This is a genomic window from Acidobacteriota bacterium (genome assembly GCA_039030395.1).
Classification (GTDB): domain Bacteria; phylum Acidobacteriota; class Thermoanaerobaculia; order Multivoradales; family JBCCEF01; genus JBCCEF01.
Window position 1 is genome coordinate 38544 of record JBCCEF010000006.1, and the last position, 23598, is coordinate 62141.

The following is a 23598-nucleotide window of genomic DNA, read 5'->3' on the forward strand; positions in this document are numbered from 1 at the left end:
CGTTCCGGCCTACACGGCGACCGGCGCCGGAGCACCGCGGTCGATCGGGTTGTACAGGGTGTCGCGCTCGATGGGATCGAAGCCGGCGTCGCGCAGTACCCGCTCCAGCTCGCGGCGGGGGAGCTGCTGGTCGGTCTCGGCGCCGGCCATGTGGTAGATCCGCTCTTCGACGACAGTGCCGTCCATGTCGTCGGCGCCGAAGCGCAAGGCGATTTGGGCCAGCTTGGGGGTGACCATCACCCAGTAGGCCTTGATGTGGGCGATGTTGTCCAGCACCAGCCGGGAGGTGGCGATGGTCCGCAAATCCTCCGTCCCGGTGGTGTGGTACTCGAGACCCATGTAGTTGTTTTCCGGGTGGTAGGCGAGCGGGATGAAGGCGTTGAAGCCCGCCGAACCGCCCTTCGCCTCGTCCTGCAGGGAGCGAAGCTGGAGCAGATGGTCCACCCGATGTTCGGGCTTCTCGACGTGACCGTAGAGCATGGTGCAGTTGGTCTGGATGCCAAGGCGGTGGGCCACCCGGTGGACCTCGATCCACTCGTCCGCATCGAGCTTGCCGTCGCAGATGATCTCCCGCACCTCTGGATGGAAGATCTCGGCGCCGCCGCCGGGCAAGGAGCCCAGGCCGGCCTCCCGCAGGCGGATCAACACCTCTTCGATGGAGAGCTTCTCGAGCTTGGCGAACCAGCCGATCTCGATCGCCGTGAAGGCTTTCAAGTGGACCGCCGGGAAGCGTTCCTTCAAGCCCTTGAGCATCTCCTCGTACCAGGACATTCTGAGATCCGGGTGCAGGCCGCCGACGATGTGGAATTCAGTGACCTCGTTGCCGCCTTGGGCGGCGGCCCGGTGGTAGACCTCGTCGTGGGTCATCTCCCAGGCGTGGTCCTCGCCCTTCATCGCCGCATAGCTACAAAACTTGCAGTTGTAGGTGTAGATGCAGACGTTGGTCGGATTGATGTGGCGGTTGATGTTGTAGTACGCCACGCGGCCGTGGAGGTCGCGCCGCACCGCGTCCGCCAGGCTGCCGAGATGGAGCACGTGGGGGGTGGTGAAGCACAGCAGGGCGTCGGCCTCGTCAAGGCGCACGCCGTCTCTCACTTTGGCGGCGAGTTCACGGAGAGGAGCGGGGAAACGGGCGGGTTCGAGCCGCTGGCGAGGACTCGTCATAGCGCGAAGAGTATATCAACGGCAGTGGCCGCGAAGAGCCACAGGGAGAGCGCCGCGTTGGCCTGGAAAAAGGCCGGGCCGAGGCGCGATAGATCATTTGGCCGCACCACCGCGTGCTGGTAGGCGAGGAGCACGCAGCAGCCGGCGAAGCCCAGCCAGTAGGCCCATCCGAGAGCCGGTCCACCGGCTGACGTGTAGAGGGTCGGCAGCCAGGCCAACAGGCCCAACATCGCAAGGTGGAGGAGGGCGGAAATCACCAACGCTCCGCGCACCCCGAAGCGCGCCGGGATGGAAAAGAGCCCCCGCTGGCGGTCGAAGTCGCGGTCCTGCAAGGCATAGAGCACGTCGAAACCAGCGGTCCACAACAGCACCGCCCCGGCCAGCGCCCAGGCGGCCCCGGCCGGCCACTCGCCGCGCACGGCGATCCAGGCACCCAACGGTGCGCCGGAGAGAGCCAGACCGAGGACCAGGTGGGCCGCCCAGGTGAAGCGCTTGGTGTAGGAGTAGCCGAGGAGAATCACCAACGCCACCGGCGACAACCACAAGGCCAGCGGATTCAACCGCCAGGCGGCCAAAACCATCAACCCGGCGCTCGCCAGGACGAAGAGACTCACCGCCGGCGGCGAGACCTCACCGGCCGGCAAGGCGCGATCGGCGGTGCGCGGATTCTCGGCGTCGATGCGGTGGTCGACCAGCCGATTGAAGCCCATGGCGGCGCTGCGGGCGCCGACCATCGCCACCACGATCCACCCCACCACCGGCCAAGACGGCCACCCCTCCGCCGCCAGGATCATCCCCAGGAAGGCGAAGGGCAGGGCGAACAGGGTGTGCTCGATCTTGATCATTTCGAGCATCGTGCGCAGGCTCGCCCCGAAGCCCTTGGGCCGGTCGCTCAACGCTCCGGCGGTCATGGCTCTCCCCAGCGCAGGCCGGTGGCTTCGGTTTCGCGCAGCCCGAAGCGATCGAGAACCCGCAGGGCGTAGTGGTCGACGAAGCGGGCCATGTCCTCACCGACGTAGAACGCCGGCAGCGGCGGCAGGAGGGTGGCGCCGGCCAAGATCAATCGCCGCATGTTCTCCACATGGAGCAGCGAGAAGGGCGTCTCCCGGAATCCCAGCACCAGCGGCAGGCCCTCTTTCATCGCGACCGCCGCTGTGCGGTGGACCAGGGTGCTGGCGGTGCCGACGGCGAGGGCACCCAGGGTGCCGGCGCTACAGGGCAACACCACCGCGCCGTCGAAGGGGTAGGAACCGGAGGCGATCGGCGCATCGAGATCATTGTCCCGGTGGACGGCGATCTTGGCGCGCCCGATTTCGGTCGGGGCCGCCGCCTCGATCAGCGCTTCGGCGCCGGTACGGGTTGGCCCCAGCTCGTGGCGCAGCACTTGGCTGGCCCCGCGGGAGACCACTAGATGAAGGCGTTCGACCTCTGGGTGATCGGCCAGCGCCGCGAGGACCCGGCGCGGCAGCACCATCCCGGAGGCGCCGGACACCAGTAGGGCCAGGCGTAGAGAACTCATCGTGCGAGTGAGAAGTCCTTAGGACAGCTCGTCGAGGGCCGCGGTCAAGACCTTCCAGTAGCGCTCGACGGAGGGAACGTTCACCCGCTCGTCCGGCGAGTGGGGGAATTCGATGGTCGGCCCGAAGGACACCATATCCATGCCCGGGTACTTTTCGCCGATGATGCCCGTCTCGAGGCCGGCGTGGACGGCGCGCACGTCCGGCGCTTCGCCGCGCACTTGCTCATACACCCGCGCCAGCACCTGGAGAATCGGCGAGGCGGGGTCCGGCTTCCACCCCGGATAGCCGTCGCGCACGACGTTCTCGGCACCGGCCAGCTCGGCGATGGCGCCAATGCGGCGCACCTGAGCCAGGCTGGCGGAGGCCACTGAGCTGCGGGTCGAGATCAAGAGCTGGAAGCGGCCGTCGACCTCATGGGCGGTGGCCAGGGTGGAGCTGGTTTCCACCAGGTCCGGCAGGTCGAAGCTCATCGCCATCACGCCGGTGGGAATCGCCTGTACAAGCTGGATCGCCCGCGCGGTGGATCCGGCGGTCCAGGCTTCGGCCGGTAGAGAGGCCTCGGAGATTTCGACCGTCGCCCCCGGGTCGCCGGGCTGGAGTTCCGCCGCGATCGCCGCGCCTTCGGCCCGGCAGACATCTTCGAACCTCGGCCGGTCCGCCGGCGCCAGGATCACCGTCGCCACTGCCTCCCGGGGAATGGCATTGTGGGAGGAGCCGCCGTCGAAGGCCGCCAGCCGGAGGGGCACCGGCGAGGCCGCCAAGGCGCGGCCGAGGAGCTTGACGGCGTTGCCCCGCTGGAGGTGGATATCGACCCCCGAGTGACCGCCCTTGAGGCCGGCCATCTCGACCACCAGGGCGATCCGGTCGGCGGGCACGGCAGCGCGCTCGACCGGCAAGTACAGGGTGTTGCCGGCGCCGCCGGCGCAACCGATACACAGGGTGCCCTCTTCCTCCGAGTCGAGATTGATCAAGCGACGCCCGGTGAGCAGGTTTGTCGCCAGCTCGGCGGCGCCGGTGAGGCCGGTCTCTTCATCGATGGTGAAGAGCAGTTCCAACGGACCGTGGGGGATGCCGTCCTCGGTCATCAGGGCCATCATGGTGGCGACGCCGACGCCGTTGTCGGCGCCCAGGGTGGTGCCGTCGGCGGTCAGGTGGTCGCCGTCGGCCACCGGCTGGATCGCGTCCGTATCGAAGTCGAAGTCGAGGTCCGACCGCTTCTCCTGCACCATGTCCAAGTGGGACTGCAGGATGGTGATGGCGGCATCCTCCCGGCCGGCGGTGCCCGGCACCCGCACCACCAGATTGCCGGCATCGTCGGTGGCGTGCTCGAGGCCGCGGGCCTCGGCCACCTCGATGACATGGCGGCGCATCTGCTCCTCTTTCTTGGAGCCGCGGGGAATCTCCAAAATGCGATCGAAGTGACGCCACAGGGCGGTGGGGTCGAGCTCGGAAACGAAAGTCATCGGCAGACTCCTGGCGTGGGCTCTGGCGTTGGAAGGACGTCGCCGCCGAGCGGCGAAGACGGCTGGTATAGTACCAACTCACCCCTCGTGTTCGCGACCGCACACCCGTTGACTCCAGGCTCCAGATCTCGATTGGAACACTCGATCGGGGACCCTCGTTGGGCTGGAGTCGCGGATCGCGACACTTCTGAAGCGATCCGAACCGGACAGATCCGATAAAGGTTCGAGAAAGGACTTCGCCCGAGTGAGCCCCTGGTGGTCGCGCCCGACAGCCGATGGAGAGAAGCAGAGTTCTTCCGACGACCCGCCGCGCGGCAAGGGAGAGGAAAAGCCGTCCCAGGCGGGCGACGTCACCCAGGGAGCCGCCGAAGCCCACGGCGACGCGGAAGATCCACGAGAGCGTAGGAGGCGCAGCCGCACTCGCCGGACCCGACGGCGTCCCGCCGATTCCGACTCGGTCTTGCCGGACGATTCGAGGGCGGCCGTTGACGACCTAGCACCGAAGGCGGACGATTCACCGCCGGACGCACAGGAGGAGGCAGATGCGCCGCCGAACCGCCCGCGGCGAGCCTCGAACGCCGTGCGCCGCAGCCGGCGCCGGGCCGAGGCGGCGGGGACGGATACGGAGCCAGCCGAACGAACCGAGCACAAAGAAGATTTCACTTTTGACGCCGATGTTTCCCCGGAGGACATCGAGGAGATCGCGCGGGAGATGTTTTCGAGCCCGCCCGAGAGGAGCCAGTCCGTGACCGACGAAAGAAAGATCGCTCTGTTTTGCGACCTCGAGAACGTAGCTCTCGGAGTGCGTGACTCGGACATCAAGAAATTCGATATCGGCCTGGTGCTCGAACGGCTGCTCGAAAAAGGCAAGATCATCGTCAAGAAAGCCTACTGCGACTGGGAACGTTACGGCGACTACAAGCGCCCCTTCCACGAGGCGGCGATCGAGATGATCCAGATCCCGCAGCGCCACTACTCGGCCAAGAACAGCGCCGACATCAAGATGGTGGTGGACGCCATGGACCTCTCCTTCTCGAATGAGCATCTGGACACCTTCGTCCTGCTGTCCGGCGACAGCGACTTCTCGCCGCTGGTATCCAAGCTCCGGGAGAACAACAAGTACGTCATCGGCATCGGGGTCAAGAACTCCAGCTCGAACCTGCTGATCGACAACTGCGACGAGTTCATCTACTACGAGGACGTGTGGCGCGACCGCCAAAAGACCCCCACCGTCTCCGGCGGCAACGACAAGAGCGCCGAGGCCTTCCGCTTGATGATCGATTCCATCCAGGCGCTGATCCGTGAGAACAAGGACGTGCTGTGGGGCTCGATGATCAAGCAGACCATGCAGCGCAAGAAGCCCTCCTTCAACGAGGGCTACTACAGCTACGGCTCGTTCTCGGAGCTGCTCGAAGACGCCGAGCGGCAGAACCTGATCAAGCTCAAGAAGGACCGCCGCTCCGGCACCTACATCGTCACCGGTTTCGCCAACCGCCGTTAGCTAGCAGCTTGCTGATGAAGGCCTTCGGCCTATCATCTCAGCTGCGCTGCTAGCTTCTCTTTCAGGGGGGCTGAGCGCCCCCCTCGCCCGAAAGTACTGATTTTTCGGGCTCACCCCCATCTCCGGCGCCTCTCGGCGCCGCCTCGCCCTTCGGGCTCGGTAGCAAGCTGCAAGTCCTCAGCAGCTTGCTACCCCCCGCGGATCTTCTGGACGGCGCTCTGCGGGGTCGACCCGAGGAGCGCCGGCACCACCACCAGGTCGCCCACCACCGCCAGGGCGATCCCCAACGCCGACAACATACCGAAGCGCGCCGTCGGCGCGAATTGGGACAGCGCGCACACCCCGAAACCCACCGCCAGCACGGTGCCCGTGAGCAGGTAGGAAGGCGCCGTTTGTTCGAGAGCCCGGGCCACCGCACGATGCGCCCCCAGGCTCGGTGCATCGCGCCGGAAGTGGCCGAGGGTGTGGAGGGTGTCGTCTACCGCCAGGCCGAGGAGCACCGAGGCCACCATCACCGTCGCCACATCCAGGGGAGTGCCGCTCCAGCCCATCCAGCCGAGCACTCCGATGACCGGCCAGAGGTTCGGCACCATCGCCAGCAGGGTCAGCCGGGTGGTGCCGAGGAGCAGCCGGAAGACCACCGCCACGGCGAGGAAGGTCAGCGCCAGGGACACTGCCAAGGTGCGGATCAGCGCTTTCTGGCTTTCCAGCAGCAGCGGGTACTCGCCGGTGACCGCAACGTCCGCCGCCGGAAAGCTCATCCGTGCCCGGCCCTCCAGGCGCTCCAATAGCGGTTCCAAGCGGTCGAATCCGACCATCTGGGCGAACACCGTCACCCGCGCCCGGTCGCCCTCCGGGGTCCGCCAGCCGGCGACCACCTGCCGGCCCCGCGGATCGAGCAGCAGGCCGCGCCAAGCGAGCGGTGGCGGCAGGCCGGAGAGGGCGGCGGTGTCGTCCAGCAGATCCCCGGCGCTCACCGCGCCGAGCACCAGCGGTTCGCCGCGCAGATCCGCCGCCAACTCGGAAAGACGCGCCAGGTCGTCGAGGGTGGAGAACGCCGGCGCCTCGCCGGAACCGATCGCCGCATCTGGCGGCTGCGACAGATCGATCTCGATCAACGCCGAACCGATACCCGCCTCCTGGAGGGTCTCGATGGACGCCCGAGCCGGGTGCGAAGGATCGAGGTAGGTGAGGGCATTGCTCTCGGTTTGCAAACGCGCAACCCCGGCGACGGCGCCCAGGGCCGTCAGCACCGTCGCCGCGATCACCCAGCCGCGGCGCCGCACCGACCACTCGGCCACCCGCCGCCCCCACCGCTCCACGGCGGCGAAGGGATGCCGCTCGGTGCCGGCGCCGAGCGGCCGTTCACCCACCGCCAGGAAGGCCGGCAACAGAACAAAAGCTGCCACGGTCATCCAGGCGATCCCGAGGCCGGACCACAAACCCAGGGAGCGCACCGGCCCCACCGGACTGACGGTCAGCGAGACAAAACCCACGAAAGTGGTGATACCGGTCCACAGCACCGGCCAACCCTTGTCCCGGAAGGTCGCCGCCACCGCCGCAGGTGGCTCGAGCCGGTAGCCGCGGAATCGCACCAACAGATGAATCGCCGTCGCCATCGAGATCACAAACAAGAGAGGAGACAACACCGCCAGCACGAGATTCATCGACACCCCGAGCCACCCCATCACGCCGAGGAGCGGCCCTACACAGACCAGAACGAAGGCCAAAGGCACGAGAATGCCGCGCAGGTCGCGGAACACCACCGCCAACAGCAACACCGCCATCACCACCAGCAGGGGCGATTCGCGGGTTTGCACTCGCCGGGAGGACTCGTCGAGGGCTCGGTCGAGCACCGGCGAACCGGCAACGGACGCTTCGAGTCCAGCCGGCGGCGCCGCGACCAGTTCCTTGAGCGCCGCGAGCACCGAGGCTCCGTCCGCCTCGGCCTCCAGGGTCACCAGGATCGTCGCCCAGCGGCCATCGGCGTCGATCCAGCCGAGATTGCGGTCCAGGGTGTTGGCGAGGGCGCGCCGGCGGAGATCCGCGGCGGCGAGAGGGGCGCTGCCCTCTGCCTCGAAAGTTCGATGGTGACTCATCAACCCGACGCTCGTGCGCACGCCCGGGATGCCGGCGGCAGCCGTTTCCAGTTGCTCCAGCCAGGCGAGGCCCTCATCACTCCACAGGGCGGGTCCGGACACCACCAGCCGGGCCGCGACATCCGGACCGAAGGCCCGGCGCACGTCCTGATAGCGCGCCCAGCGCTCGGAGCCGGCGACGAAGAAGATGGATGGAGAATTGTCGGTCGTCAGGCGCGCGATACCGAAGGTCGCGGCACCCACCGCCAGGGCGGCGATCAGCAACACCGCCAGCGGCCGGGCCGCCGCGCCAGCGGCCAGGCGGCCCGGAAGGAACGAGTTGTTCAGGAAGCGCTCTCGGCCGCGACCGGCCGGCCGACCACCTCGATGGTCACCTCGACGGTCTTTTCCACCCGCAGCACAAAGGTGCTCGGATCCTTCAGGCCCCACTCGACGAAGGGAATCTCCAGGGTGCCGGTGGCGCGCAAACGGTCGCCGTCCTGGGCGAGCGTGAGGGGCATTTCCACCGCGTGATCGTCACCGTGAAAGTTCAGGGTGCCGCTGAGGCGGGCACTACCGGAAGGGTAGTCCCCCGCGAAGGACTCTGGCCGAAAGGTGGCGGAGGGATAGAGACCGCTCTCCAGGATCTTGTCGTGCATCTGGCGATCCCGCTTGGCGCTGCCGGAATCGCCCGCGGCGATGTCGACGACGATCTCGCCGGAGGCCTCACCGGTTTCGGGGTCGAAGACCAGTTCACCGCTTTCTAGAGCGAAGCTCCCTTCGACGGTGTGCAGAGTGGCACCCAGGGTGAAACGCACGGCGGTGGATTCTGGATCGAGCAACAGTTTCAGCGACTCGGCCATGGCAACGGATCCCACCCCCAGGGTCAGCAGCAGGAAAACTAGAAGCGTCTTGTCTTTCATCTCGCAATCTCTTCGCGTCCGTCGTCCTACCGATAAGGTCGGCGACCGATCGCATCGGTTCACCAGGACGCGCTGTCCGGCGAGTGTACCGAGACGGCCGCCGCGAAGGCGATAAGCTTCTACTTCATCACCCACTATTCACTGACTTGTCGCAAGGAATTCCCGTGAAGACTCCTGAAGCCGGAACCCCCGCCGCCGATGCCCCCGTCACCGAGACGCCGGTCGCCCGCGAAGCCCTGCGCACCATGCTCGAAGACCTCCACCTCGGTAACGTTTACTTGCAAGCGCTAGCCATCATCGTCGTCGCGCTGGTCGCCTCCTGGGTGGTGGACCGAGTGCTCACCCGTATCGTCGCCTCCTGGGCTCGCCGCTCGGAAACGGATCTCGACGATCGGCTGATCGCCATCCTCCACCGACCGGTGCGACTCAGCGTGCTGTTCGCGGGGCTCGCCGTCGCCACGCAGCTCATCGAGCTCCAACCCCCCTTCGAGAAGTTGGTCCTCGGGATCATCATGACCCTGACGGTACTGGTGTGGACGGTCTTCGCCATGCGCCTGATCTCGCTGGTGCTCGGGGCCTTCAAGGAGCGGGAGGATCGCTTCCCGGTGCTCGACCGGCGGACGTTCCCGCTGTTCGACAACGTGGCGAAGATCATCGTGGTGGCCGCCGCCATCTACTTCATCTTCCTGTCCTGGAATATCGACGTCACCGCCTGGATGGCCTCGGCGGGCATCATCGGTCTGGCCGTCGGCTTTGCCGCCAAGGACACCCTGGCGAATCTTTTCGCCGGCATCTTCATCGTGGCGGACGCGCCGTACAAGGTGGGCGACTACGTGGTGCTCGATTCCGGTGAGCGCGGCTCCGTAACCCACGTCGGCATCCGCACCACTCGCTTGTTGACCCGCGACGACATCGAGATCACCCTGCCGAATTCGGTGATCGGCAACGCCCAGATCATCAACGAAAGCGGCGGCCGGTGGCCCAAGAGCCGCCTGCGAGTGAAGGTGGGAGTGGCCTATGGCTGCGACATCGATCAGGTCGAGCGGGCCCTGATGGAAGTCGCCGAAGCGGAAGAGCTGGCCTGTTCGGATCCAGAACCGAGGGTGCGCTTCCGCGGCTTCGGCGACTCGAGCCTCGACTTCGAGCTGCTGGTCTGGATCGAGGATCCCGAGTTTCGCGGCAAGGCCCTCCACCTGCTCTACAGCGCCGTCTACAAGAACTTCACCGAGGAAGGGATCGAGATCCCGTTCCCGCAGCGGGATTTGCACCTGCGGAGCGTGGCCGAAGGGACCCTGTCGCAAGGGAAGGCGAGCGCGAGTCCCTCCGAGTGACCTTCGGACCGAGGAGCTTCGCGCTCCTGCTCGCCCTAGGCTGCGCCCCGATTGCCTTTGCCGCCGAGCCTGGATGGCAGCGGGTGGAGATTCCGGCGACGGGCTCCTACGGCCTGCGCTACCTGCCGGCCTCCCTCGACCCGGGGGAGCCGGCGCCGGCGATCGTCTTCCTGCACGGTTCCGGCGGCGAGCCGGAGCCCTACCAGCCGCTGGTCAAGGGCGCCGCCGACGCGGTGGGCGCGGTGCTCATTCTGCCGCGCTCGAAGACCGGCGCCGGCTGGGGCGCCTTCGACGATCCCGTCACCCTGGCGGAAAGCGTGCGGATGGTCGACGAAGAGATCCCTCTCGATCCGGCGCGCATCGCCATCGCCGGCCACTCCGCCGGCGCCGCCTACGCCTTCGACCAGGCCTACTCCGTACCCAACACCTACAGCGGGGTCTTCAGCCTGTCGTCGCCCACCGCGCCGGTGGCGGCGCTCCATCGGGAACTCGCCTATATCGCCCCCAATCGCATGTACTACGGCACCACCGACCCCAACTATACGGACGGCGCCTACCAGAACAACCGCACCCTGTGGCAGAACCTCGGCGTACCGTCCGAAGAGGACATCCAGCAGGGTTTCGGCCACAACCTGTGGCCGTCCTTCTCGATGACCAACGGCTTCCGTTTTCTGCTGGATCAGCGCCATCCCCTTGCCGCCCCCTGTCCGAGCGACCCGGCGGTGCTGTGCCTGCGAAACGGCAGATTCCGGCTGGAGGTGACCTGGCGCGATCCACGGGGAACGACCGGCGACGGCCTGGTCGTCACCCAGACCCTCGACTCCGGCCTGTTCTGGTTCTTCGGCCCGAACAACTGGGAACTGCTGGTCAAAGTGATCGACGGTTGCCCGGAAAACGACCGCTTTTGGGTGTTCACCGCCGCCACCACCAACGTCGAGTACGTCCTGACCGTCACCGATCTCGAAGCGGACGTCTCCAAGGAGTACCGCAACGACCTCGGCACCCCGGCGGCGACGGTGACCGACACGGCGGCTTTTTCCACCTGCCCGTGAGGTAGCTACCGCCGCGGCGATACCCGCCAACCCTCGAAGAACTCGAAGCCGCCCGCGATTGTGGCGAGTGCTGATACGGCAGGTCTTTCACCTGCCCATGCAGTCACTCCGGCACGCTCGCCGACCAGGCACCGGTGTCGCCGCCCTCGAAACCGTCGGCGAAGAGCACGGCGCCCTGGACTAGAACGATCACCTCGTCTTCGAGTTCGTCGACCAGCGCCAGGTCGAGATCACCATCGCGATCGACATCGAGCAACAGTGAGCACGAAGCCGCCCGCGGCGCGAGGAATTCTTGGTCGAAGGTGAAGGTACCCGTGCCGTCGTTAGTGAATAGAAACCAGTCGCCGGAGAAGCTCGAGGTCATCCAGTCGAGATCGCCGTCGCCGTCGAGATCGCCCAGATCGACGGCGAGAGGGAAGGGATCGGTGGCATAGGTGGTGGGCGCCGCCAAAGCGCCTGCACCATTGCCCAACAGGATCGCACCATTGTTGTCGTTGCTGTTGACGCCGGCGACATCCTCATGGCCGTCGCCGTTCACATCACCGGTCGCGAGCATCCATACCCGGCCGCCGGCGTCCTGGCTGCCGGCGGCTGAAAAGGTGCCATCGCCGTTGCCGAGGTGCACGTGCAGGCGTTCGTCGTTGCGTCCGCCATCGACCAAGTCCAGGAGGCCGTCCTCATCGAGGTCGACGGCCGCCAAGGCCCACTCGCCGGCAGTTCCCGTACCGAAGGTTCCGCCCGCGGAAGGCGCGAAGGCGCCGCTGCCATCATTGACAAAAAGCGTCAGAGCGCTGGCGCCGGTGCTCGCGACGGCGATGTCGACATCCCCATCGCCATCGGCGTCGAGCACCGCGATGCCGCGCGGCGTAGCGGCCACCGGCAGCAATTGCTGGGAACCGAAGCTGCCATCTCCTTGCCCTAGAAGAATCGACACGGTGCTGTCCTGGGGGTTGGCGACGGCAATGTCCACCTCGCCGTCGCGATCGAAATCCGAAGGCTCCGAGGGGCTCGCCTGGGTTCCCAGGGCTGAGGTCGGCGTCAACATGGAACCGAAGGTGCCCGTGCCGTCGGCCTGGTTCATAAAGACCCGCAAGTCCTCAGTGTCTTCGTTGACGATGGCAATGTCCGGATAGCCATCGCCGTCGAGATCCGAGCCGATTCCGCCGTAGGCCCGGCTGGTTTCACCCGGTGTCGTGCGGGTAGACCAGCGATCCACCTCTTCAAAGGTGAGGCTCGCCGGGCGAGCCGACGTCCAGAACTGGAAGGAGTACCCCGCATCCCTCAGGGCGGTGCCGTCGGCCCCCTCCAGATCGTGGGACAGAATCACCATCACCCGCTCGCCGGCGGACAGCGACCGGTCCGGCACCAGGCTGACCGTGCGGTCGCCGTTCGACAGCACAAAGCTTCCGCTCACCGTGCCGCTCCAGCGCCCGAAGGCCCAGAAGCTCCGCCGCGTCACCAGCGAGGCCGGGTCCACCGGCCGGTCGAAGGTCACCGCGATGGCGTCGAGCACATCCGCCCCGAGGGTCGCGGCCGATGGACTGGTCGACACGACGGCGAGATTCGAACCGCCGGCCCGAAGGGCGGAGGGATCTGCCGACGCAAGGGCCAGAAGGCAGAGAGCCAAAGAGCGGCGGAGGGTGAACATTTTCTGATCTCCTTTTCAGAAGATTTGAGTATAGACCGGGACAAATAAGCCGAGGGGAATGTTCTTGAGTTTCTGACGAATGGCGATGGAAAAATAATCACGCCTTACGTGAATACACGCGCCGCGTTACCATCGACTCGTGATCGTCTCGTTTCGCTGCGCCGACACCGAAGCCTTAGCCAAGGGCCGGCAAGTACGGCGCTTTGTGAACATCGAGAGAGTTGCCCGTCGAAAACTGCGGCAACTGCAGATCGCGGGACAGATAGGCGACCTGCGGGTACCCGTGGGAAACCGACTTGAACCACTCAAGGGCGATCGAGCCGGCCAGCACTGCATACGCATCAATCGACAGTTCCGCCTTTATTTTCGCTGGACGCCGCTGGGCGCCGAGGATCCACGCCATCCGACAACCTCGCCAGAGCATTCTACGTAGTATGTAGTAGGAAGCCTACATTCATTCAATAAAGTTCCCCGGAGGTTCGCTCATGCGCTCAAGATTCTCTTATGTCGTCCTGCTGATCGTCCTCCTTGCGACGCCTGCCGCTTGGGCCGCCGATGCCGCCTTTCAGGACGGTCCGCCGCCGATCCAGTCGATGAGCACCCTGGCCTTCGGGCCGGAGGGCGTTCTGCTGGTCGGCGATGCCAAGGGCGGAGCCGTCGTCGCTCTCGACCTCCAGGACACCGACAAAACCACCCCCGTGGAGCGCTTCGGGGTGGGGGATCTGGAGACCAAGATCGCCGCCCTCGTCGGCACCCGCACCAGCGAGGTGCTGATCCACGACCTGGCGACGCACCCGATTTCCGGCGCCGTGTACCTGGCGGTCTCGCGCGGACGCGCCAAGTGGGAATCCCGCTGGAGCCTGCCGAACGATCTGGCCGACGCCAGTATCCTGCTGCGCATCGACGGCGAAGCAAAACTCGACGAGGTCGACCTCTCCGGAGTGCGCTGGGCGAAGGCCGATCTGCCGGATCCGGTGGACCCGCAGCAGCTCCATCGCTGGAAGGACGGCGTTCCCCTGCGCGCCGAGATGATCACCGATTTGGTGTATGACGACGGGATGGTGTGGGTGGCCGGCCTGTCGAACGAGGAGTTCTCCTCGGCGCTGTGGCAGGTGCCCTATCCCTTTTCCGCCCGCGCTTCGAAGACCACCGTGGAGGTGTTCCACGGCGCCCACGGCAAATGGGAGACGCACTCCCCGGTGCGCACCTTCGTGCCCTACGAACTGGCCGGCAAGAAGCAAATTCTGGCCGCCTACCTGTGCACCCCGCTGGCGGTCTTCGACCGCGCCGCCCTCAAAGACGGCGACCACGTCAAGGGCCGGACGGTGGCAGAGTTTGGCTCCGGCAACTTCCCGCTGGACATGGTCGTGTACGAGAAGGGCGGCAAGGAGAAGCTGCTGATCGCCAACAGCATGTTGCCCCTGATGATCGTCGACCTGGCGGACGTCGAGGCCTTCGAAGGAGAGATCACCAGCGCACCCGGAACCTACACCGCCGGCGTGCCCTACGAGATCCGCTCGCCGGTCGGCATTCAGCAGCTCGACCGCCTGGATGACAAGCGCCTGGTAGCCCTGCAGCGCATGCCGAGCGGCACCCTCGACCTGGTGGCCATGTCGTTCATCCGCTTCTAGACGTGACTTGGGCACCCCGCAGGCCGGACTGCGTCGCTTTCTGGGCGATTTTCTTCGCGACGGCGGTGGCAACGGCGGAAGAATCCGCACCGCGGCTCGCGATTCGATCTCCGGCGGCGACTCCGGACCTGGTGACCGTCGAGGTCACCGGGTTGCCGGAGGAGAGCGTCAATACCCTCCGCCGGCAGGCCTCCGAGTCCGGCGAGCTACCCCGAGACCTCGCCTCGGCGCTGCTCTGCATGACGGTGCTGCAGGACTCGGCGGGCGATCCGTCCGGGCTTCCCTGTGCCCTCGGGAACTGGCGGACCCAAGGCACGGTTTTCTCCTTCCGACCGCGCTTTCCGCCAGCGCCGGGCCTCACTCTGGTCGCCCGGTTCGACGGCCCGGCTTTTGATCGCGCCGCCGCGACCCGGGGGCCGACGCCCACACTCGAGCATCGTCTCACCTTGCCCGCCCTCGACCGCCGCAGCCGCACCGAAGTCGCCGCCCTCTACCCGTCCGGCGAGCTTCTGCCGGCGAACCTGCTGCGCTTCTACCTGCACTTCTCGGAGCCGATGAGCGCCCAGCAGGTGCTGCCCCACATCCGGCTGGTGAATGTCGCCGACGAAGGTGTGATCGACACCGCCTTCGTGCCCATCGAGGGTGGTTTGTGGGACGCGGAGCGCATCCGCCTCACCCTCCTGGTCCACCCCGGCCGGGTGAAGCGCGGCGTGGGCCCCAACCAAGCCCTGGGGCCGGTGCTCTCGCCGGGCGGGCGCTATCGCCTGGAGGTGGCTGCCGCCGCCCGCGACGCCAATGGGTTACCCCTGGCGCAGAGTTTCCAGCGGGAATTTCGGATCGGTCCGTCGGACCGCACCTCGCCGGATCCCACCGCCTGGCGTTTGCTGGCGCCGGCCCGACCGGAGGACGCCCTGGTCGTCCTCCTGCCGGAACCGGCGGACCACGCGCTGCTGGAGCGCATGCCCATTGTGCTGGGTCCCGCCGGCGAAGCGCTGGCCGGCAGCGCCACCGCCGATGACGACGAGCGCCGCTGGACCTTTCGGCCGGCCGAACCCTGGCGGCCGGGAGAGTACCGATTGGTTATCCCGGCGGAACTGGAGGATCCCTCCGGCAACCGCCTGAACCGGCGGTTTGAAGACGCCCCGGCCGCGGAGAATGAGAACGATGAGCCGGTGAGCCTGGCCTTCTCTGTACCCTGAACCCGCGAGGAGAGATGAGAAAAACGACCTTCACCGTGATTGCTTTGGTGCTCTTCGCCACCTGCCTGCCGATGGCCAGCTTCGGGACGGAAGCCCCCAGCGCGGATTCCACAGAACGAACCGCCTACGCGGATCTCGCCGGCTATTGGATGGGCGTTCACCTGCGGCAGGGCTCTCCCCGGTTCGTCCAGCTGGAGATCACCGTGCGAGACGGCCGCCCGGCGGCGGCGGTGATCCACCCGGAGTGGGCGAGCATCGGCGAGCCGGCGGCCGCCATCGAGGTTGAGGGGAGCAAGGTGTCGATCCGATTCGACGAGCAAACCGCCATCGAGCTCGAACTCGATCCGGTACGCGGCGAGATGGCGGGAACCGGGACCGTCTCCGGTACCGGCGACCACCGTTTTTTCCGAGCCCACTACAAGAAGACCTTTCGGCCGGCGCTGCCGGCCATCGAGCGCAAAGCCCTGACCTTCGAGCACGCCGGGAAGACCTTTTCGGCCGAACTGGTGCTGCCGGCGGCGCCCGGTCCCCACCCGGCGATGGTGATGTTCCACGGCCGGAGCAACGGCAAGAAGGAGAGTTTTCGCGACGACGTCGTGCTCCTCGCCCGGCGCGGTGTCGCAACTCTCGCCTTCGACCGGCGCGGCGAAGGGGACTCCGGCGGAGATGCCACCACCGCGACCTTCGCCGACCTCGCCGCCGACGGCCGGGCCGCCGTCGCCGCCTTGGCGGATCGGCCGGAGGTCGATGCCGCGCGCCTCGGCATCTACGGCCAAAGCGCCGGCGGGTGGGTGGCCGCGGCGGTGGCCGCCGACAATCCACGGGTTCGCTTCGTGGTGCTCAATGTCGGACCGGCGGTTTCCGTTTGGGAGCAGCAGGCACAGGTTTCCCAGTACCGCATGAAGCGCCAAACCGAGATCGACTTCACCACCGAAGAGCTGGCCGCCGCCCGCGCCCACGTCACCCAGGTGATGGAGGTCGGTCGCAGAGGTGAGGGCTGGGACCGCCTCGCGGAAGCCAACGCCCGAGCGGAACAAACCCGCTGGGGCCGATTCGTTCCGCGCCCCGACGAAGAACGGGACTTCGACTGGCCGCGGCGCTTCGCCACCGACCCGCGGCCGTACCTGGAGACAATCACCGTGCCGCTCCTCGCCCTCTACGGCGAGAACGACATCATCGTGCCGCCGGAGGAAAACGTTCCCCGCCTCGAAGCCGCCCTCCAGCGTGCCGGCAACGCAAACTACGAAATCGTGATCCTGCCGCAGACCGGCCACGGCTTGGCCCTCGGCGGCGCCACCGGTGAACTCGGCGGTTCGGATGTCCACTTCTGGCCTCGCTACGCCCCGGAGCTGTATTCCACCCTCTTCGGGTGGCTGGAAACCAGCCTCTAGTCAAGAATCTAAAGCGCGGCTCGCGGCGTACCTGTGGTGTAGTTCCTATGGAGTTCCCCATCTGCCGATTGCCCGAGGAGAGCTGGACATGACCCGACGAAACATCATCTGCGGCGCGAGGTGCGTCCGTCTGACGCTGATCGCCGGCGCCCTTTTCGCGACCCTTGCAGCGGCCCCGGCCTGGGCCTTGGATCCGACCCCCACCGCCCAGTACACGGTCCGTTTCGACGGTGTCTGGTCGCCGGCCACCCACCCGATCGAGTTTCCGCCGGGACCGCACTTCTCCCCCCTGGTCGGCGCCACCCACCAGCTCGATCAGCGCTTCTGGCAGGAAGGCACCCGCGCCAGCCACGGCATCCGGCGGATGGCCGAAGAAGGCCGTTCCGGCCCGCTGGCGAACGAGGTGCGCGCCGCGATCTCAGCCGGCACCGCCGACCAGGTGCTCGAAGGCGGTGGCATCGCCCGCTCACCCGGCTCGCGCAACTTGAGCTTCGAGGTTCACGAGAACTTTCCGGCGGTGACCCTGGTGTCGATGATCGCCCCGAGTCCGGACTGGTTCGTCGGCGTCTCCGCTCTCTCCCTCAAAGAGAACGGCGAATGGGTGACCGAGTTGGTATTACCGCTGTTCGCCTACGATGCCGGCACCGATAGCGGCACGACCTTTCTGTCACCCAACGCGCCCTCCATCCCGACGGTGCCGGTGCACCGCATCCAGGGCGGTTCGCTGGGCAACGGACAGTTTCTCGGCACCTTCACCTTCACCCGCACCGACGCCCCACCGCCACCGGCGCTCGCCCTCCAGGAAGGGCGCTTCCGGATCCGCGTCGCCTGGGAAAGGCCGAACGGCGATGGCGGCTTCGGCCACGGCACGGCGCTGACCACCGACTCCGGCACCTTTTGGTTCTTCGACGCCGCCAACGTCGAGCTGATCGTCAAGGTGATCAACGCCTGTGAGGAGTTCGACCGGTTCTGGTTCTTCGCGGCCGGCCTGACCAACGTGGGGGTGGAGATCGAGGTGGAAGACACCGAAGCCGGCGAAATCCACCGGTGGGAGAACCCCGTCGGCCAGCCCTTCGTGGCGATTCAGAACACGACGGCGTTTGCGACTTGTCCCTAGCGCTCCAGGCCTTCCACCACTTCCCGCACTGCCTCCACCTCCGCCGGCACGCGCTTGGATCTGCGCTCCCGCTCCAAGCACGCCGCCAGGCGGTTCGGTAGCCGGATTTCGCGGCCGAGGACGGGCTTCAGGCCGTCGCGGAATTTGGCCGGGTGGGCGGTGGCGAGGACGATGCCGGAGGCCGGCTCGGTGCGGCGGGCAAGGGTTTGCTCCAAGGCCAGATAGCCGACGGCGGTGTGAGGATCGAGGATGGTGCCAGTCTGCTCCGCGACCTGGGCGATGGCGGCACGGGTTTCGTCGTCCGTGAAGCGGGCGCCGGTGAGATCTCGCTGCAACGCCTGCCGGTCGCTGCCGTAGAGGGCTTGGATACGGTCGAAGTTGCTGGGGTCGCCGACGTCCATGGCGTTCGACAGGGTCGGTACCGAGGGGCGCGGTTCGAAGCGGCCGGTTTCGAGGTAGGCGGGCACCACGTCGTTGGCGTTGGTGGCGGCGACGAAACCGGCGGTGGCCAGGCCGAGGCGCTGCGCGATCAGACCCGCCGTCAGGTTGCCGAAGTTGCCGCTCGGCACCGAAAAGAGCGGTGGTGGAGCCCCCGGCGGAAGCTGTGCCGCAGCGTGGAAGTAGTAGATCACCTGCGGCAGCAGCCGGCCGAAGTTGATGGAGTTGGCGGAGGTCAGCAGCAGTCGGCGGCGTAAGTCCTCGTCGGCGAAGATCGCCTTGACCAGCCGTTGGCAATCGTCAAAGGTGCCGTCGACGGCGAGGGCTTCGATGTTCTCGCCCAGGGTGGTGAACTGCCGCTCCTGGAGCGGGCTGACCTTGCCCTCCGGAAAGAGGATCACCACCCGCGTGCGCGGCAAGCCGAGGAAGGCCTGGGCGACGGCGCTGCCGGTGTCGCCGGAGGTGGCGACGAGCACCGTCAGCGGGCGGTCCTCGCCGGCGAGCAGGTAGACGAGGAGCCGCGCCAGGAAACGCGCGCCGACGTCCTTGAAGGCCAGGGTCGGGCCGTGGAACAGCTCCAGCACCGAGACCGATGGCTGCAGGCGGGCGAGCGGAATGGGGAAATCCAGCGCGCTTTCGATCAAGGCGCGCCGGTCGGCCGGCGGGATCTCCGCCAGAAAAGGAGCGGTCACCCGCTCGGCGACCTCCACCAGCGAAGCGTCCCGCAAGCGCGCCAGAAAGTCGCCATCCGGCGCCGGCCAGCGCTCCGGCAGATAGAGACCGCCGTCCGGCGCCAAGCCCTCGACCAACACCGTTCGGAGATCGGCGGCGGGAGCCGAGCCGCCGGTGCTGACGAATCTCATGGCGGCAACACGCGCGCACCCGGGGCCGCGACCGGGCTGATCCACAGGTCGCCGGCCGGTGACTCGGGCATCGCCCGATTCAGGGCCCCGGCCATGGCAGCGCCGACGCCTCGGGCCTCCTCGGCACCAAAGGCCAGCGCGAAGACCGCCGGCCCGCTGCCGGAGAGGCCGCAGCCGATAGCACCGGCCTCGAGGGCAGCTCCCTTGACGGCGTCAAAGCCCGGCACCAGCGGCGTGCGCACCGGCTCGGCGACGGCATCTTCGAGGGCACTGGCCAGTAGATCGGCGTCGCCCCGGAAGAGACCGGCGACGAAGGCGGCGGTGTTGCCCCACTGGGCGACCGCGGCGGACAGCGGAACTTCGCCCTCGAGGGCAGCCCGGGCGGCGCGGGTATCGATGGCGACCCGCGGCCGCAGGATGGCGCAGTAGAGCTCCGGCGGCACCGGCAACTCATCGACCCGCAGGACCGGAGCGCTGGATGCTCCGGCGCCGCGCACCATCACAAAGCCGCCGAAAAGGCTGGGAGCGGCGTTGTCCGAGTGGGCCGTGCCGCAGGCGGCGCGCTCGCCTTCGATGGCGCAGCGCAGCAGCGTCTCGCGATCGGCCCCCAGGTCGAACAGCGTGTTCACCGCCACCACCGCCGCCACGGCGCTGGCGGCACTGGATCCCAGTCCGCTCGACAGCGGCATATCCTTGTCCACCTCCAGTTCGACGCCGCGGGTGGAGCCATGCGAGGCGCCAGCCTGTTCGAGCAGGTGCCGGGCCGCGACACCAGCGGTGTTCTTTTCGGGATCCGTCGGCAGGCGTCCGCCGGCGCCGCGGATGGCGGCGATGTGGACTCCATCCTCGGCGGTTGGTCGCGCCGTCACCGTGTCGCCGGGTCCCTCGATGGCGAAGCCGAAGACGTCGAAACCGCAGCAGACATTGGAGACGCTCGCCGGAGCGAAAGCCCGGACGGACGAAGGGGTCACCGGTTCGCCTCGGCGACCGCCCGCAGGATGTCCGCGAAGACGCCGGCGGCGGTCACCTCCGGACCGGCACCGCGACCGCGGATCACCAGCGGCGACTGCCGATAGCGCTCGGTGGTGAACACCGCCATGTTGTCGCTGCCGGTGACGCCGGCCAGGGGGTGGTCTTCCGGCACCTCTTCCAGGGCCACCCGCGGGCTGCCGTCGTCGTCTCCCGGCCGGAAGCTCGCCCGATAGCGCAAACGGCGACCGCTGGCCCGGACGGCCGCAAGGCGTTCTTCGAAGGCGTCGTCGTGCTGTGCCAGGCGGAGCCAGAAATCATCCAGGGGTTCATTCGGCGGCCCGTCCGGCACCAGGGGCTCGACCTCGACCTCTTCCGGAGCGAGTTCGTGGCCCGCCAGGCGCGCCAGGATCAAGAGCTTGCGGGCAGCGTCCAGGCCGCCGAGATCCTGCCGTGGATCCGGCTCCGTGAACCCCTTCTGCCACGCTTCGCGCACCGCTTCGCTCAACCGAACTCCCTCCTCGAGGCGACTCATCAGGTAGCTCAGGGTGCCGGAGAACACGCCTTCGACGGCGACCAACCGGTCGCCCGTGGCGAGCAGGTCGGCGAGGGTGCGAATCACCGGCAGGCCGGCCCCGACGGTGGTCTCGAAGTAGAGGCGTCCCGCAGGCTGATCCGAGCGCCGACCGGTGAGGCGCCGAAGGGAGCGCCAACCCTCGAGCGGGCCGGCGAGGCGCAACTTGTTGGCGGTGACCACGGAAACGCCGTCCTCGAGCAGCCGGTCGTAGAAGGCGGCAACGGAGGGACTCGCCGTCACGTCGACGAAGATCCGCGCCGGTCCCGAGCCTCCGAGAGCGAAGTCGACCAACCCCTCGACTCCGGAGGGCTCGCCGCCCTCGGCCAGGGAGTCGACCACCGCGGCCGGATCGAGGCCCCGACCCTCCGCCCGAGCCAGCATCCGAGAGCTGTTGGCGACGGCGGCAATCGCCAAGTCGATGCCTTCGGCGGCGAGAGCGTCTCGCCGGCCGCTGAGCTGTTTGAACAGCTCGCCGCCCACCCTGCCGGCACCGGCCACGAAGAGTTCTACCGGGGGCGCGTCGGCGGGCACGCCCGTGGGCGGGGAGGAGGCCTCGCCGAAGAAGGCACCGTGGATGGCTTCGAGGGCGCGGGTTTCGTCCGCCGCCGCCACCACCAGGGAGATGTTGCGCTCGGAGGAACCCTGGGCGATGGCCCGGACGTTGATACGGCCTTCTCCCAGCACTCCGAACAGGCGGCTGCCGATGCCCGGCTGCTCGCGCATGCCGGAACCGACGACGGCGACGATCGCCAAATCCTGCTCGACCACCAAGTCGTCGATGCGCCCGGACTGTCGCTCCAGGGCAAACTCCGCCCCGATGGCTCGCTCGGCATCCGCAATGGTCGACGGTTCGATGGCGAAACAAATCGAATGCTCACTCGAAGCCTGGCTGATCAGGATGACGCTCACGGCCTCCCGGGCCAACGCTCCAAAGAGGCGCATGGCGATGCCCGGCACGCCGACCATGCCGGCCCCTTCGAGACGCAGCAGGGCGACCGGGCGGATCGAGGTCACGCCGCATACCGGCCCGCCCGACAACGGCTCTCCCGGGCGGTCGGAACCGAGGTCCACCCGCGTTCCCGGCACCGCGGGCCGGAGGGTGTTCTTGATCGCCAGCGGCACGCCGGCGGCCCGCGCCGGATGGACGCTCGGCGGATACACCACCTTGGCACCGAAGTGCGACAGCTCCATCAGGTCTTCGTAGCCGAGGCGTGGAATCGGCCGGGCGCTCGGCACCTGTCGCGGGTCGGCACTCATCACCCCGTCGACATCGGTCCACAGTTCCACCGCCTCGGCCGCCAGGGCGGCGCCCAACAGCGATGCGGTGTAGTCCGAGCCGCCGCGCCCAAGGGTAGTGGTTTCGCCGTCCCGGGTGGCACCGAGAAAGCCGGTGACCACCTGCACTTTGCTGGCGCCTTCGAAGTGGGACCGCAGATTGGCGTAGGTCTCGTCTTGCTCCACCTGGGCGTGGCCAAAGGCCGCATCGGTCATCACCAGGCGCCGCGCGTCACAGGCCTCGGCGTCGATCCCCACTCGCCGCAGGGCCGCCGCCACGATGTGGACGGACAGGCGCTCGCCGTAGCTCGACACGCTGTCGAGGGTGCGGGGACTCGCCTCCCGCAGCAGCCAGACGCCGCGCAGCAGATCCGCCAGATCTTCAAAGGCGACCTCGACCTGGCCGCGCAGATCAGCTCGCTCCTCTTCCGAGGCCAGGGTCTCGACGGCGGCGAGGTGGCGCTCCGCGAGGCCGGCGAGGGTCTCCCGGTAGCCTGCGTCGCGGTCGCTGGCGGCAGCCGCCGCGGCCAGTAGCTGATCCGTCACCCCACCGAAGGCCGACAGGACGACCGCGATGGGCCCGCGGGCGAGGGCATCGTCGAGAATTCCGGCGACGGTGAGGACCCGCTCGGGGGTCGCGAGGGACGAGCCACCGAATTTGAGAATCTTCACCTGGGTATCTCTCAAAGGTCTTTGGGAAACAGGGTGCGGGGTTAGGGTCAGGGAACGGATCCGGGTGGCGAATCCTACTACGGTTGCGGCGGTTCTTCGCGCCGATGGCCCGCGGCGGGAAGATGGACCATAATCCCCGGAGATGATTCCCTCCGACCTGACCTTCGAACCCTTTCTCGCCGAGTCCACCCATCCCCTGCTGATCGCTGTCGTCGGGTTGGCCCTGCTGGTCGCCGGACGCAAGATCTTCTGGCTCGCGGTGGGGGTAACCGGTTTCGCCTTCGGCCTCGGCCTGGCGATCCGCTTCCTCGATCTCGAATCGCCCTGGGTCCACCTGGTCATCGCCCTGCTGGCGGGGGTGCTCGGGATCGCCCTCGCCTTTCTGGTGCAGCGGCTGGCGGTCGCCCTCGCCGGGTTCATCCTCGGCGGCTACGGCGGCCTCTGGCTGTGGCAGATGCTCGATGCGCCACCTTGGGAGCTACCCTCCTGGCTGGTGTTTCTGGTCGCCGGAATGGTGGTGGCGCTGCTGGCGAGTGGACTGTTCGAACTCGCACTCATCGGCCTGTCCGCCTGGCTCGGCGCGGCGCTGCTAGTGGACGCCGCCGGGGTACTCGGCCTGCTCGACCTGCGCGGCGCCGCCGCCGCCGTGGCAACCCTCGCGCTGGCGGCGTTGGGCGCCTGGATCCAGACGGGCGTCTTTCGCCGCCGCTAGCAGGGCTGCCGAAAAGCGCTCCGCGCATGACTTCAGCAGGCCTGCTAGCTGTTCATTCTCAGGGGGCTAGGCGC

19 protein-coding genes are annotated in these 23598 nt (G+C 67.6%); 9 read left to right on the top strand and 10 right to left on the bottom strand.

All coding sequences use genetic code 11. The features are described from left to right. Window positions 1–9: 9 nt before the first annotated feature. Genes mqnE through AAF481_08015 form a run of 4 tightly spaced genes read right to left on the bottom strand, consistent with a single transcriptional unit; the run spans window position 10 to window position 4147 of the window. Window positions 10–1164, bottom strand: coding sequence for an aminofutalosine synthase MqnE (gene mqnE, locus AAF481_08000; GenBank protein ID MEM7481103.1), 1155 nt, complete (start codon window positions 1162–1164; stop codon window positions 10–12). Further along, a complete protein-coding gene (locus AAF481_08005) occupies window positions 1161–2075 on the bottom strand; it encodes a UbiA-like polyprenyltransferase (protein ID MEM7481104.1) in 915 nt (304 codons plus the stop codon). The genes mqnE and AAF481_08005 overlap by 4 nt, the downstream gene beginning before the upstream one ends. Then, window positions 2072–2683 carry a UbiX family flavin prenyltransferase gene (locus AAF481_08010; protein MEM7481105.1) on the bottom strand — a complete coding sequence of 204 codons (612 nt, stop codon included), beginning with the start codon at window positions 2681–2683 and terminating at the stop codon, window positions 2072–2074. Before AAF481_08010 ends, AAF481_08005 begins: the two co-directional genes overlap by 4 nt. 18 nt (window positions 2684–2701) lie before the next feature. Continuing rightward, complete coding sequence (locus AAF481_08015; GenBank protein MEM7481106.1) at window positions 2702–4147, bottom strand: aminoacyl-histidine dipeptidase; 1446 nt, start codon at window positions 4145–4147, stop codon at window positions 2702–2704. 244 nt (window positions 4148–4391) lie between these two features. Between AAF481_08015 and AAF481_08020 the strand changes: the two genes are divergently transcribed. Further along, complete coding sequence (locus AAF481_08020; GenBank protein ID MEM7481107.1) at window positions 4392–5648, top strand: NYN domain-containing protein; 1257 nt, start codon at window positions 4392–4394, stop codon at window positions 5646–5648. 188 nt (window positions 5649–5836) lie between these two features. Here the strand turns inward: AAF481_08020 and AAF481_08025 are convergent, their stop codons facing one another. Continuing rightward, on the bottom strand, window positions 5837–8176 hold the full coding sequence (locus AAF481_08025; protein MEM7481108.1) for an MMPL family transporter: 2340 nt from the start codon (window positions 8174–8176) through the stop codon (window positions 5837–5839). After that, on the bottom strand, window positions 8071–8649 hold the full coding sequence (locus AAF481_08030) for a YceI family protein (GenBank protein MEM7481109.1): 579 nt from the start codon (window positions 8647–8649) through the stop codon (window positions 8071–8073). Before AAF481_08030 ends, AAF481_08025 begins: the two co-directional genes overlap by 106 nt. Window positions 8650–8813: 164 nt before the next feature. Between AAF481_08030 and AAF481_08035 the strand changes: the two genes are divergently transcribed. Beyond that, window positions 8814–9980 (top strand): mechanosensitive ion channel family protein, encoded by a 1167-nt coding sequence (locus AAF481_08035; GenBank protein MEM7481110.1) that lies wholly within the window; start codon window positions 8814–8816, stop codon window positions 9978–9980. After that, window positions 9977–11032 carry an alpha/beta hydrolase gene (locus AAF481_08040; GenBank protein MEM7481111.1) on the top strand — a complete coding sequence of 352 codons (1056 nt, stop codon included), beginning with the start codon at window positions 9977–9979 and terminating at the stop codon, window positions 11030–11032. Before AAF481_08035 ends, AAF481_08040 begins: the two co-directional genes overlap by 4 nt. A gap of 103 nt (window positions 11033–11135) precedes the next feature. On the opposite strand, the gene AAF481_08045 is transcribed toward AAF481_08040, so the two are convergent. Then, window positions 11136–12680: an FG-GAP-like repeat-containing protein gene (locus AAF481_08045; protein MEM7481112.1), complete on the bottom strand. Its 1545-nt coding sequence runs from the start codon at window positions 12678–12680 to the stop codon at window positions 11136–11138. Window positions 12681–12819: 139 nt separating this feature from the next. On the opposite strand from AAF481_08045, the gene AAF481_08050 reads away from it, so the two are divergent. The 5 genes from AAF481_08050 to AAF481_08070 all read left to right on the top strand — a co-directional run bounded on the left by AAF481_08050 (window position 12820) and on the right by AAF481_08070 (window position 18018). Continuing rightward, window positions 12820–13113: a type II toxin-antitoxin system RelE/ParE family toxin gene (locus tag AAF481_08050; protein ID MEM7481113.1), complete on the top strand. Its 294-nt coding sequence runs from the start codon at window positions 12820–12822 to the stop codon at window positions 13111–13113. Window positions 13114–13165: 52 nt separating this feature from the next. Next, window positions 13166–14311 (top strand): hypothetical protein, encoded by a 1146-nt coding sequence (locus AAF481_08055; GenBank protein MEM7481114.1) that lies wholly within the window; start codon window positions 13166–13168, stop codon window positions 14309–14311. A 2-nt stretch (window positions 14312–14313) separates the two neighbouring features. Next, on the top strand, window positions 14314–15510 hold the full coding sequence (locus AAF481_08060) for a hypothetical protein (GenBank protein MEM7481115.1): 1197 nt from the start codon (window positions 14314–14316) through the stop codon (window positions 15508–15510). Between the two features lie 14 nt (window positions 15511–15524). After that, window positions 15525–16901, top strand: coding sequence for an alpha/beta fold hydrolase (locus AAF481_08065; protein MEM7481116.1), 1377 nt, complete (start codon window positions 15525–15527; stop codon window positions 16899–16901). Window positions 16902–16989: 88 nt separating this feature from the next. After that, a complete protein-coding gene (locus AAF481_08070) occupies window positions 16990–18018 on the top strand; it encodes a spondin domain-containing protein (GenBank protein ID MEM7481117.1) in 1029 nt (342 codons plus the stop codon). Here the strand turns inward: AAF481_08070 and thrC are convergent. From thrC to thrA, 3 genes are read right to left on the bottom strand one after another with little or no spacing between them, the layout of a single operon-like run. Beyond that, window positions 18015–19319, bottom strand: coding sequence for a threonine synthase (gene thrC, locus AAF481_08075; GenBank protein ID MEM7481118.1), 1305 nt, complete (start codon window positions 19317–19319; stop codon window positions 18015–18017). The two genes, AAF481_08070 and thrC, sit on opposite strands and share 4 nt — an antisense overlap. Beyond that, entirely contained in the window at window positions 19316–20290 is a 975-nt protein-coding gene (locus AAF481_08080) for a homoserine kinase (GenBank protein MEM7481119.1), read from the bottom strand. The genes thrC and AAF481_08080 overlap by 4 nt, the downstream gene beginning before the upstream one ends. Further along, the gene (gene thrA / locus AAF481_08085; GenBank protein ID MEM7481120.1) at window positions 20287–22812 is read right to left on the bottom strand and encodes a bifunctional aspartate kinase/homoserine dehydrogenase I; all 2526 of its coding nucleotides are present in this window, start codon (window positions 22810–22812) and stop codon (window positions 20287–20289) included. The genes AAF481_08080 and thrA overlap by 4 nt, the downstream gene beginning before the upstream one ends. A gap of 142 nt (window positions 22813–22954) precedes the next feature. On the opposite strand from thrA, the gene AAF481_08090 reads away from it, so the two are divergent. Beyond that, entirely contained in the window at window positions 22955–23524 is a 570-nt protein-coding gene (locus AAF481_08090) for a DUF4203 domain-containing protein (protein ID MEM7481121.1), read from the top strand. Window positions 23525–23598 lie beyond the last annotated feature (74 nt).